Origin of the sequence: Caballeronia hypogeia (assembly GCF_001544875.2) — a bacterium.
GTDB classification, from domain to species: Bacteria; Pseudomonadota; Gammaproteobacteria; order Burkholderiales; family Burkholderiaceae; genus Caballeronia; species Caballeronia hypogeia.
The window spans coordinates 1-12,638 of sequence record NZ_FCOA02000001.1 but is presented as its reverse complement, the minus strand read 5'-3'; the positions used below and the strand labels follow the sequence as shown (position 1 = coordinate 12,638).

Genomic DNA, 12,638 nt, shown 5'->3' with positions numbered 1-12,638 from the left:
GATGCTTAAACATTCGTTGATCGCAGCCGCCGTGGCCGTGTTCGCCGCAGGCTGCACGCTGCAGCCGAAGTACGAGCAGCCGGCGGCGCCCGTCACGCAGACCTTCCCGGAAGGCGGCGTGTACGCGCACCAGCCGGATGCGAGCTCGAGCGCGAGCAATGGCCGCAGCGCGAACGGGCAAAGCGCGCCCGAGATCGGCTGGCGCGACTTTTTCGCCGATGCGCGCCTGCTGAAGATCGTCGAGCTCGCGCTGAAGAACAACCGCGATCTGCGCGTTTCGGTGCTCAACGTCGAGGCGGCGCAGGCGCAGTACCGGATCGTGCGCGCGGGTCTGTTCCCGACGCTCAATGGCGTCGCGTCGCAGAGCAAGTCGCGCACGCCGCAGAATCTGTCGGTCTTCGGCAACACGATCTCCAACGAGTATTCGGTCGGCCTGAATGCGTCGTGGGAAATCGACTTCTTCGGGCGCATCCGCAGCCTGAAGGATCAGGCGCTCGCGCAATATCTGTCGACGGCGGAATCGCGCAAGGCGGCGGAAATCGCGCTGGTGTCGTCTGTCGCGGACCAGTATCTGACGATGCTCGCCTACGACGACGCGCTCGTCGTCACGGAGAACACGCTGAAGACGGCGCAGGAGTCGTATCGCATCACCAAGCTGCAATACGACAACGGCACCGGCACCGAACTCGATCTGCGCCAGTCGGAAGGCGTGGTCGAGGAGGCGCAGGCGAATCTGCAGACGCAGTCGCGTCTGCGGGCGCAGGCGGAGAACGCGCTAGTGCAGCTGGTCGGCGAGCCCTTGCCCGCCGATCTGCCGACGGGAATGCCGCTCGACACGCAAAACCTGCTGTCCGACATTCCCGCGGGATTGCCGTCGGATCTGCTCACGCGTCGCCCGGACATCGCCGCGGCCGAGCAGTCGCTGCTCGCGGCCAACGCGAACATCGGCGCGGCGCGCGCGGCGTTCTTCCCGAAAGTGTCGCTGACGGGCAGCTTCGGCACGCTGTCGCCGACCCTCGGCGGGCTGTTCAAGCCGGGCTCGGCGGCGTGGTCGTTCGCGCCGCAGATCTCCATCCCGATTTTCGAGGGCGGGGAGAACAAGGCCAATCTCGATCTGGCGAACGTGCAGAAGCGTATCGAGATCGCCAACTACGAGAAGGCGATCCAGACGGCGTTCCGCGAAGTCGCGGATGGCCTCGCCGCGCGCGGCACCTTCGACGAGCAGATCAAGGCGCTCGAACGTTTCGTGAATTCGCAGAGCCGGCGTCTGGAGCTGTCGGACCTGCGCTACCGGAACGGCGTGGACAGCTATCTCGCGGTGCTGACCGCGCAGACCGCGCTGTACGAAGCGCAGCAGTTGCTGATCACGGCGCGGTTGAATCGCCTGACCAACCTCGTCGATCTGTATCAGTTCATGGGCGGCGGATGGATCGAGCGGTCGGGCGATGTGCCGCGTCCCGCCGACGCGCCGGCCGACTACGGTTCGCAGAGCGCGCCGAAACCGGCCCCTGCGGCGGGCTGATCGGCCTCGACGTGACAAACGAAGCCCGGCCGCGCGCCGGGCTTTTTCATTGCCCTCGCGCTTCTGTCGCGGGGCTGCGAGCGTGGCTCCGACTTCATCAAATTTGGTCGAATAACGGTCAAATTTTTACATAAGTGCCCGTTGATTAGCGTTCCTCAGTGGGAGCGATATCTATAATCGGCTGCTTCTTTACGCAGTCTCGATCGCGCGGTTAAGTTCTGGCGCGCTTCGCGCCAACGAATTTGTCAAAAGGCCGGAATAGCCGGTTCGCGCCGGGCAGTGAGCTTCAGGTTGCTAACTCCGTTTCGCGGGAATTGCACCCGGACGAATCCTAAAGTTAGCTATCCGAAAAATATTTTTCCTTCGCCGGACGTAAGCCGCCGCACGAGCCGGTGGCATCGATCCGCCACGCGAAAACACGTCGCGTGCGCGCCCGCCATTGCGCGAGAGCGCGCGTCTTTCATCTTCAGTAACCACAGGGGTTTGCATTCCATGTGTTTCAAACGGATTCCATATCGCCTCATCGGTGTCGCCGCGGTTGCCATGCTGACCGCCGCGTGTGGGGAGAAGCGTCCCCCGATGGCGCAGAAAACGCCGGAAGTCGGCGTCGTCACGCTCAAGCAGGCAGCGGTTCCCGTCACCGCGGAACTTACCGGTCGTACGAGCGCATTCCTCGATGCACAGGTGCGTGCGCGCGTCGACGGCATCGTGCTGCGCCGGGAATTCACCGAGGGCGGAATGGTGAAGGCAGGTCAGCGGCTCTACAAGATCGATCCGGCGCCATACATCGCGCAACTGAACAATGCGAAGGCCGCCCATGCGAAGGCGCAGGCGAACCTCGTCTCGACGACCGCGCAGGCTGAGCGCTACAAGATCCTGGTCGCCGCGAACGCGGTCAGCAGGCAGGACTACGACAACGCGGTCGCGGCGCAAGGCCAGGCGGCAGCAGACGTCGCGCAGGCGAAGGCCGCAATCGACACCGCGCAGATCAACCTCGGCTATACCGACGTCACTTCGCCGGTCACGGGCCAGGCGGGCATTTCGCAGGTCACGCCGGGCGCCTACGTGCAGGCTGCGCAGGCGACGCTGATGGTGAGCGTCCAGCAACTCGACCCGATGTACGTCGATCTCACGCAATCGAGCCTCGACGGGCTGAAGCTGCGGCGCCAGATTCAGGAAGGGCGCCTGTCGACGAGCGGCCCGGACGCCGCGAAGGTCACGCTGATTCTCGAAGACGGCCGGGTCTACCCCGAGCAGGGCAAGCTGCAATTCAGCGATGTGACCGTCGACCCGTCCACGGGTTCGGTGACGGTGCGCGCAATGTTCGATAACAAGGACCGCGTGCTCCTGCCCGGCATGTTCGTGCGCGCGAGCATCCGGCAGGGCGTCAACCCGAACGCGCTGGTCGTGCCGGTTCAGGGCGTGTCGCACGACCAGAAGGGCACGGCGACGGCATTGGTCGTCGACAAGGACAACAAGGTCGCGCTGCGTCCGCTCGTTACCTCGGGCACTTATGGGCAGAGCTGGGTGATCGACAGCGGCCTGAATCCGGGCGATCGCGTGGTCGTCGAAGGCATCGACAAGATCCGCCCTGGCATGGAAGTGAAGGCCGTGCCCGCGCATCTGCCGGCAGCCGCTTCGGGTGTCGCCGCGGCTGGCGCCGCATCCGGCGCCGCCGGCGCCTAAGGACGGAGGCACGTTTCATGGCAAGGTTTTTCATCGATCGCCCGATTTTCGCCTGGGTGATCGCAATCATTCTGATGCTGGCGGGTCTCGCGTCGGTCTCGACGTTGCCGGTCGCGCAATATCCGACCATCGCACCGCCCGCCATCCAGATATCCGCCACGTATCCGGGCGCGTCCGCCCAGACCGTCGAAAATACCGTCACGCAGGTGATCGAGCAGCAGATGAGCGGCCTCGACCAACTGCTGTACATGTCCTCGACTTCCGACGACAGCGGCACCGCCACCGTCACGCTGACCTTCGCCGCTGGCGCCAACGCCGACATCGCGCAGGTGCAGGTGCAGAACAAGCTGCAGCTCGCCACGCCGAACCTGCCGCAAGTCGTGCAGCAACTGGGCACGCGCGTGACGAAATCGAGCAGCAGCTTCCTGCTCGTGCTCGCGTTCGTGTCCGAGGACGGCCGCATGAGCCGCGACGACCTCGCGAACTACGTGGCGTCGAACGTGCAGGATTCGATCAGCCGCCTGAATGGCGTCGGCACTGTGACGCTGTTCGGCACGCAGTACGCCATGCGCATCTGGCTCGATCCGGGCAAGCTCGCCAAGTACAGCCTCACGCCCATCGACGTGCAGAACGCACTGCAATCGCAGAACGTGCAGGTGGCGGGCGGCCAGCTCGGCGGCACGCCTGCCGTGCCGGGACAGTCGATGCAGGCGACCGTGACCGAGGCGACGCTGCTGCGCACGCCCGAGCAGTTCGGCAACGTGCTCCTGAAGGTGAATCAGGACGGCTCGCGGGTGCGCATCAAGGATGTCGCGCGCGTCGGTCTGGGCGCGGAGAGCTACGGCTTCGAGACGCAGTACAACGGCCGGCCGGCCGCGGGTCTCGGCATCCAGCTCGCGACGGGCGCGAACGCGCTCGCCACGGCCACTGCGGTGCGGGCGAAGATCGACGAGTTGTCGAAGTACTTCCCGCAGGGGCTCGTCGTCAAGTATCCGTACGACACGACGCCGTTCGTCAAGCAGTCGATCGCCGACGTGGTGAAGACGCTGATCGAGGCCATCGTGCTGGTGTTCCTCGTGATGTACCTGTTCCTGCAGAACCTGCGCGCCACGCTCATTCCCACGCTCGCCGTGCCGGTCGTGCTGCTCGGCACGTTCGCGATCATGGGCGCCGCGGGCTTCTCGATCAACACGCTGTCGATGTTCGGCATGGTGCTCGCAATCGGTCTCCTGGTGGACGATGCGATCGTGGTGGTGGAGAACGTCGAGCGCGTGATGACGGAGGAGGGCCTGCCGCCGAAGGAGGCCACGAAGAAGGCGATGAGCCAGATCACCGGCGCGCTGATCGGCGTGGCGCTCGTGCTGGGCGCGGTGTTCGTGCCTGTGGCGTTCTCGGGCGGCTCGGTCGGCGCGATCTATCGCCAGTTCTCGCTGACGATCGTCTCCGCGATGGGGCTGTCGGTGCTGACCGCCATGATCCTCACGCCGGCGCTGTGCGCGACCATTCTGAAGCCGCTGCCCAAGGGGCACGAGGAGCGCAAGACCGGCTTCTTCGGCTGGTTCAACCGCGTATTCGCGAAAAGCCAGGCGAAGTATCACAGCGGCGTCACGCACGTGATCCGGCGCTCGGGGCGCTTCCTGATCGTGTATCTGGTGATCGTCGCTGCGGTCGCGCTGATGTTCACGCGCCTGCCCAAGGCATTTCTGCCCGACGAAGACCAGGGCACGATGTTCGTGCTCGTCGCAACGCCGGCCGGCTCGACGCAGGAAATGACGCAGCGCGCGCTCGACGACGTCGCCGGCTATCTGCTGAAGGACGAAGGCGCGAGCGTCGAATCGGTGTTCGCGGTGAACGGCTTCAGCTTCGCGGGCCGTGGGCAGAATTCCGGCCTCGTCTTCGTGCGCCTGAAGGACTTCGCCGATCGAACCGGCGCGAAGGAAAAGGTGCAGGCGCTCGTCGGCCGCACCTTCGGGCGCTTCGCGGGCTACAAGAACGCGCTGGTGTATCCAGTGAACCCGCCGTCGATTCCCGAACTCGGCACCGCCGCGGGCTTCGACTTCGAGTTGCAGGACCGCGCCGGCCTCGGTCACGCGAAGCTGATGGAAGCGCGCGGCATGCTGCTCGGCATGGCGGCCAAGGATCCGTCGCTTGCGCAGGTTCGTCCCAACGGCCTGAACGACACGGCGCAGTTCAAGGTGAACATCGACCGCGAAAAGGCGCTCGCGCAGGGCGTCGATCCGGCGGTGATCGACCAGACCTTCTCGATTGCGTGGGCGTCGAAGTACGTGAACAACTTCCTCGATACGGACAGCCGCATCAAGAAGGTGTACATGCAGGGCGACGCGCCGTTTCGCATGTCGCCCGAGAATATCGGCGACTGGTACGTGCGTAACGCGTCGGGCTCGATGGTGCCGTTCTCCTCGTTCGCCAACGGCGAATGGAGCTATGGCTCGCCCAAGCTCGAACGCTACAACGGACAGTCATCGATCGAGATCCAGGGCGTCGCCGCGCCCGGCAAGTCGACCGGACAGGCGATGACCGCGATGGAAGCGCTCGCCGCGAAACTGCCGGCGGGCATCGGCTATGAATGGACGGGGCTGTCGTATCAGCAGATCCAGTCCGGCTCGCAGGCGCCGATTCTCTACGGCATCTCCATTCTGGTCGTGTTCCTGTGCCTCGCGGCGCTGTACGAAAGCTGGTCGATCCCGTTCTCCGTGATCATGGTCGTGCCGCTCGGCGTGATTGGCGCGCTGCTCGCCGTGTCGGCGCGCGGTCTGGAAAACGACGTGTTCTTCCAGGTCGGTCTGCTCACCACGGTCGGCTTGTCGGCCAAGAACGCGATCCTGATCGTGGAGTTCGCGCGCGATCTTCAACTCTCGCAAAAGATGGGGCCGGTCGAGGCGGCGCTGGAGGCGGCGCGCCTGCGCTTGCGACCGATCCTGATGACCTCGCTCGCGTTCATTCTCGGCACCTTGCCGCTCGCGATCAGCAACGGCGCGGGTTCGGCGAGCCAGCACGCGATCGGCACGGGCGTGATCGGCGGGATGCTGACCGCGACCTTCCTCGCGATTTTCATGGTGCCGATGTTCTTCGTCGTCGTGCGTGCGCGTTTCGGCGGCGACAAGGAGGACATGGAGGCGGCGCTCGCGCGCGACGCAGCGCGACGCCACGCGCAACCGGGCAACGAAGGACATTGAGATGCGTAGACTTTCCCTGATTGCAATGGCCGTCGTGGCGCTCACGACCGGCTGCACGATGGCGCCGAAATACGAGCGCCCCGCGCCGCCGGTGTCCGCGAGCTTCCCGGGCGAGGGCGTCTATGCGACGCAGCCCGGCGCGGCGAACGCCGGCGCGCGCAGCGCGAACGGCGTGGCCGCGGCCGACATCGGCTGGCGTGACTTTTTCGTCGATGCGCGGCTGCAGCGGCTCATCGACATCGCGCTCGCGAACAACCGCGATCTGCGCGTGGCGATGCTCAACGTGCAGGCCGCGCAGGCGCAGTACCGGGTCGCGCGCGCGGCGCTGTTGCCGTCGCTTTCGGCGCAAGGCAGGCAGTCGAAGCAGCGCACGCCGCGAGATCTGTCAGTCCTGAACCAGACCATCCAGAACAGCTACACGGTCGGGCTGAACGCGTCATGGGAGATCGACCTGTTCGGCCGCGTGCAGAGCCTGAAGGATCAGGCGCTCGCGAAGTACCTGGCGACGGCATATGCGCGCAAGGCGGCTGAGATCGCGCTGGTGTCGCAGGTCGCGACGCAATATCTGCAGGTCCTGCAAGCCGATGATCTGCTGGCCGTGACGCGTCAGACTCTCGCGAGCGCGAGCGATTCGCACCGCATCGTGAAGCTGCAGTTCGACACCGGTACGGCATCGGAACTCGATGTGAGTCAGGCGCAGACGGTCATGGAAGGTGCGGCGGCGAATCTTCAGGCGCAGGAGCGCTCGCGCGCGCAGGCCGTCAACGCGCTCGTGCTGTTGCTCGGCGAGCCGATGCCCGGCGACCTACCCGGCGGCATGCCGCTCGACGGACAGAACCTGCTCACGGACATTCCGGCGGGCCTGCCCTCCGAGTTGCTGCTGCGCCGTCCGGACATCATGGAAGCGGAGCAGAACCTGCTCGCGGCGAATGCGAACATCGGCGCGGCGCGCGCGGCGTTCTTCCCGAGCATTTCGCTCACGGGCAGCTTCGGCACGCTGAGCCCGACGCTCGGCGGGCTGTTCAATCCGGGCTCGGCGGCATGGAGCTTCGCGCCGACGATCACACTGCCAATCTTTACCGGCGGCCAGAATCTGGCGAATCTGGACCTCGCGAACATTCAGAAGAAGATCGAGGTCGCGCAGTACGAGAAGACGATCCAGTCGGCATTCCGCGACGTCGTCGACGGGCTCGCGGCGCGCGGCACTTTCGATCAGCAGATCGCGGCGCTCGAGCGCGACACGACGGCGCAGCAGCGGCGGCTGGAACTGTCGTCGCTTCGTTATCGGCAGGGCGTGGACAGCTATCTCGGCGTACTGACCGCACAGCAGGATCTATACGCCGTGCAGCAGACGCTGATCGCCGCGAGGACGCAGCGGCTCGCCAGCCTGGTGACGCTTTATCAGGCGCTGGGTGGCGGGTGGATCGAGAAGACGGGGGATGAAGCGCGGGCAGTCGATGCGAGCTAGCCCATCCTCTTACTGGTAATAGCGCATTGCATCCAGGGCGTTCGATCATCAACGTCCTGGATGCATTCATTGGACTTCGCCGGAAACAAAAAAAACGCCGCGGCTCTCACCGCGGCGCATAACGCAAGACAGCCAGCAAACACTTCAGGGTACGACTTCCTCAGTGCGCGTCTCCGGCGTGAGCCGCGCCTTCGAACTCATGCGCGGCTTCACGCGCGTCGCGGCGCGCATCCTTTTCCTTGCGCACGCCGTTGAACACGATGTTCAGCACCACCGCCGATACCGACGCCAGCAGAATGCCGCTGTGAAGAATCGGTTCGAGCGCGTGCGGCAGTTGCGAGAAGAACTTCGGCGCGACGACCGGCACCATGCCCATGCCCACGCTTACCGCGACGATGAACAGGTTGTGGTGATTCTTCGTGAAATCCACGCGCGACAGCGTCTTGATGCCGTTCGCCGCGACCATGCCGAACATCACGATGCCCGCGCCGCCGAGCACGAACGGCGGCACCGAAGCCACCACCTGCGCCATCTTCGGGAACAGGCCGAGCACGACGAGAATCACGCCGCCGGTCGCGCAGACGAAACGGCTCTTCACGCCCGTCACGCCGATCAGGCCGACGTTCTGCGAAAACGACGTATGCGGGAACGAGTTGAAGACGCCGCCGATCAGCGTGCCGAGACCATCCACGCGCAGGCCTCGCACCAGCGCCTTCTGATCGACCGGACGCTCGACCAGATCGCCGACCGCGAGGAACATGCCGGTCGATTCGATGAACGTGACGAACATGACGATGACCATCGTCGCGACGGAGAGCGGGTCGAAATGCGGCATGCCGAAGTGGAACGGCAGCACGATGCCGACCCACGGTGCGTGCGCGACGCCGTCCATGTTCACGCGGCCGAGCATCGCGGCGATCACGAAGCCCGCGACGATCCCGAGCAGCACCGAGATATTCGCGACGAAGCCGCGCATGAACTTGTTGATGAGCAGGATCAGCGAAAGCACGAGCAGCGACAGCATCAGATAAATCGGATTGCCGTAGTCAGGGTTGCCGATGCCGCCCGCCGCCCAGTTGATGCCCACGCCCATCAGCGACAGCCCGATCACCGCGATCACGGTGCCGACCACGACTGGCGGGAAGAAGCGCAGCAGCTTGCCGATCATCGGCGCGAGGAAGATGCCGATCACGCCCGCCGCGATCGTCGAGCCGAACACATCGAGAATGCCGAGCGACGGATTGGTGCCGATCGCGACCATCGGGCCGACTGCCGCGAACGTGCAGCCCATGATGACGGGGAGGCGAATGCCGAAGATCCACAATCCGAGCGTCTGGATCAGCGTGGCGACGCCGCACGAGAACAAATCCGCGCTGATGAGGAACGCGACCTGATCCTTCGGCAGGCCCATCGCCGCGCCGAGAATCAGCGGCACTGCGACCGCGCCCGCGTACATCACCAGAACGTGCTGGATGCCGAGTGTCAGCAATTGACCGGCGGGCAGCCGTTCATCGCAGGGATGCACGGACGGGTTCACCGAACTTGATGCCATGTCTCTCTCCTATATGCCTTCCATTTGAATGGACTCCACGTTAAGTGGATCAAAACGCGCGAACAAGACCACGCGCCTCTATACGCCGCGTTCGCCGGACGATATGGGTTTTGCGCGCCATTGGGGGCGCAAACGTGCGCAAGCCCTTGCCACAAGGGGTTTGACGGATGTCACAGGAAAATCGTCGCGTGAGGAAAGGCCGCCGTCGTCGGGCGCTCGTTATGATGTGAATCACGTCGCGCGTATAGTCCATTTTTCGTGTTCATCGCGCGATGGCGGGGTATACCCCCGTTTTGCGCGTTTTCCCTAACGTCTTTTTCAGACTCGAAATCCCATGCGTTTTCTCGGCATCGATCTCGGTACGGGCTCCCTGAAACTCGCCATCGTCGACGAAGACGGGCGCGAAACCGCGTTCGCGAACGCGCCCTATGCGGTCACGAGCGCACGTCCCGGCTGGGCCGAAACCACGGTGGATGTGTGGTACTCGGCGCTCGTCAGCGCGGCCTCGCGCCTGCCCGCGAACGAACGCGATGCGGTCGTCGGGATCGGCTTCTCGGGGCAGATGCACGGCGTCGTGCCGGCCGCCGCCGATGGTCGCGCGTTGCGCGCCGCGATGCTCTGGCCCGATACGCGCGCCCGCGATTTGCTCGACGCGTGGCCCGAACCGCAGCCGAATCCGGTCGCGCCGGGCATGGCGGGTCCGCTGCTGCGCTGGCTCGCGGCGAACGAGCGTGAGATCGCCGCCGCGACGCGCTGGGCCTTGCAGCCGAAGGACTGGCTGCGCGCGCGGCTCGCCGGAGCGGCTCCCGGCAGCTTCGTCACCGATGCATCGGATGCATGCGCGACGGCGCTCGCCCATCCATCCGGCGAATGGGACGACGCGCTCATCGAGCGGCTCGGCTTGCCGCGCGCATGGTTTGCGCCGCTCGCGGCATCGCATGAAACAGGCGGCGTGTTGTCGGCGGAAGCGGCGTCCGCTCTCGGACTGAAGGCGGGCATTCCGATGGCAGTCGGCGCGGGCGATACGCCGTGCGCCGCGCTCGGCAGCGGTTTGTCGTCCGCGGGCGACGCGCTGCTCACCACCGGCACCGGCGGCCAGATCGTCGTGATGTGCGACGCCGCGCCCGCGCCGGCGCATGGCTTGCATACGTATCGCTCGGCCACCGGCGCGTGGTATCGCATGGCGGCGATGCAGAACGTCGGTGTCGCGCTGGAGGCGGTGCGCGGCTGGCTCGGCCATGCGTCGTGGCCCGAAGCCTACGACGACGCGTTCGCCGCGAACGCCAGCGCATCCGTGAGCTTTTTGCCGTATCTGAGCGGCGAACGTTCTCCGTGGATGAACCCGAACGCGCGCGGCGGATGGCTCGGGCTCGGCCTCGACGACACGCGCGGCACGATGATGCGCGCCGCGTTCGAAGGCGTGGCATTCGCATTGCGCGCGGGACTGGATGCGATCCGGGCCAGCGGCACGAACCTCGATGCCATGCGTCTCGCGGGCGGCGGCTCGGTCGATCCGCGCTGGCGGCAGTTGCTCGCCGATGCGCTGCGCGTCGAGCTGCATGCCGTCGATTGCCCGAACGCCGCGACGCGCGGTGCGGCGATTCTCGGTGGCATTGCGGCAGGGCACTGGCGCGTGGACGATCTGACGGCGCTCGCGCCCCACGCGACGCTCGCCGCGACGCCGCAGCCGAACGCATCGCTCGATGAACGGCTCACGCGTTTTCTCGATCTGTACCGGCGCGCGGAAGACTGGTTCACGCTGGCGCGCGGGAGCGCTTAAACTTTCGTACCCTTGATTCCGCTGCAATTTGCATCGGAGACGATGAAGCGAGGCTTCGCATCGGCTTCACGTGTCACGACAACATCGAATCCGCCATGACCGAATCACAACCGTCGCATCCCGATTTCCGTTCGCGCGCGTTCCTGCTCGATCACGCGTTGCGCACGATGAGCTTCTATCATCCGCATTGTCTGGATCCGGCGGGCGGCTTCTACCACTTCTACAAGGACGACGGCACGATCTACGACCGCGCCTCGCGGCATCTCGTGTCGAGCACGCGCTTCGTCTTCAACTACGCGACGGCGTACAAGCATTTCGGCCTCGATGAATATCGCGGCGGCGTGGCGCATGGCATCGACTATCTGCGGCAGGTGCATCGCAATCCGCAGACGGGCGGCTATGCGTGGACGCTGAACGGCCGCGAGGTCACCGATGCGACCAATCATTGCTACGGCCTGGCGTTCGTCGTGCTCGCGTATGCGAAAGCAGTCGAAGCCGGTTTCGACGAAGCGCGCGCCTGGCTCGACGAAACCTGGAACCTGATGGAAACGCGTTTCTGGGACGCGCAGCATGGCCTCTACAAAGACGAAGCGAGCGCGGACTGGCGAGTCTCGGACTATCGCGGCCAGAACGCGAACATGCATGCGTGCGAGGCGCTGCTCGCGGCCTTCGAGGCGACGGGCGAAGCGCGCTATCTCGAACGCGCGTCCTTGCTTGCGGACAACATGGTGAATCGTCAGGCGGCGCTCGCAGGCGGGCTCGTGTGGGAGCACTACAAGCCCGACTGGTCGATCGACTGGGAATACAACAAGGGCGATCGCAGCAATATCTTCAGGCCGTGGGGCTTTCAGCCTGGACATCAGACGGAATGGGCGAAGCTGTTGCTGATCCTCGACCGCCACAAGCCCGAGCCGTGGCATCTTGCGCGTGCGCAACAGTTGTTCGATCGCGCGCTCGAATTGTCGTGGGATCACGAGCATGGCGGCATGGTCTACGGCTTCGATACGGAAGGCCAGTTCTACGACGAGGACAAATACTTCTGGGTTCAGGCCGAGTCGCTCGCGGCGGCGGCGCTGCTGGCGGAACGCGCGCATCGCGATGGCGACGCCGCGCTCGCCGCACGTTACTGGAACGATTACGACCGCTTGTGGACTTATAGCTGGACGCATTTCGTCGACCACAAGTGGGGCGCGTGGTATCGCATCCTCACGCGCGACAACCGCCAGTACAGCGACGAGAAAAGCCCGGCTGGCAAGACCGACTATCACACGATGGGCGCATGCTACGAAGTGCTGAACGTCGTGCGCTAAACCGAAATAGCATTGAAACCGAAGGAGCCGAACGATGAAGACGAAGGCAGCAATCGCATGGGAAGCAGGCAAGCCGTTGACGATCGAGGAGGTCGATCTCGAAGGTCCGCGCGCGGGTGAAGT

Annotated in this window: 7 protein-coding genes and 1 pseudogene; 7 read left to right on the top strand and 1 reads right to left on the bottom strand. The window is 65.1% G+C overall.

Annotated features, from left to right (window positions below; translation table 11 throughout):
* Position 1: 1 nt before the first annotated feature.
* The 4 genes from AWB79_RS00040 (at position 2) to AWB79_RS00025 (ending at position 7,873) form a co-directional block, all read left to right on the top strand.
* The gene (locus tag AWB79_RS00040; protein ID WP_061165349.1) at positions 2-1,522 is read left to right on the top strand and encodes an efflux transporter outer membrane subunit; all 1,521 of its coding nucleotides are present in this window, start codon (positions 2-4) and stop codon (positions 1,520-1,522) included.
* A gap of 492 nt (positions 1,523-2,014) precedes the next feature.
* On the top strand, positions 2,015-3,208 hold the full coding sequence (locus AWB79_RS00035; protein WP_061165348.1) for an efflux RND transporter periplasmic adaptor subunit: 1,194 nt from the start codon (positions 2,015-2,017) through the stop codon (positions 3,206-3,208).
* Positions 3,209-3,225: 17 nt separating this feature from the next.
* Positions 3,226-6,405: an efflux RND transporter permease subunit gene (locus AWB79_RS00030; protein WP_061165347.1), complete on the top strand. Its 3,180-nt coding sequence runs from the start codon at positions 3,226-3,228 to the stop codon at positions 6,403-6,405.
* Between the two features lies 1 nt (position 6,406).
* A complete protein-coding gene (locus AWB79_RS00025) occupies positions 6,407-7,873 on the top strand; it encodes an efflux transporter outer membrane subunit (RefSeq protein WP_061165346.1) in 1,467 nt (488 codons plus the stop codon).
* A gap of 160 nt (positions 7,874-8,033) precedes the next feature.
* Here the strand turns inward: AWB79_RS00025 and AWB79_RS00020 are convergent, their stop codons facing one another.
* A complete protein-coding gene (locus AWB79_RS00020; RefSeq protein WP_061165345.1) occupies positions 8,034-9,425 on the bottom strand; it encodes a nucleobase:cation symporter-2 family protein in 1,392 nt (463 codons plus the stop codon).
* Between the two features lie 334 nt (positions 9,426-9,759).
* Here AWB79_RS00020 and AWB79_RS00015 point away from each other — a divergent pair, with 334 nt between their 5' ends.
* The 3 genes and pseudogenes from AWB79_RS00015 to AWB79_RS39955 all read left to right on the top strand — a co-directional run.
* Positions 9,760-11,205 (top strand): xylulokinase, encoded by a 1,446-nt coding sequence (locus AWB79_RS00015; RefSeq protein WP_061165344.1) that lies wholly within the window; start codon positions 9,760-9,762, stop codon positions 11,203-11,205.
* Positions 11,206-11,300: 95 nt separating this feature from the next.
* The gene (locus tag AWB79_RS00010; RefSeq protein WP_061165343.1) at positions 11,301-12,515 is read left to right on the top strand and encodes an AGE family epimerase/isomerase; all 1,215 of its coding nucleotides are present in this window, start codon (positions 11,301-11,303) and stop codon (positions 12,513-12,515) included.
* Between the two features lie 34 nt (positions 12,516-12,549).
* A pseudogene (locus tag AWB79_RS39955) lies at positions 12,550-12,638 on the top strand (zinc-binding alcohol dehydrogenase); the annotation flags it as partial.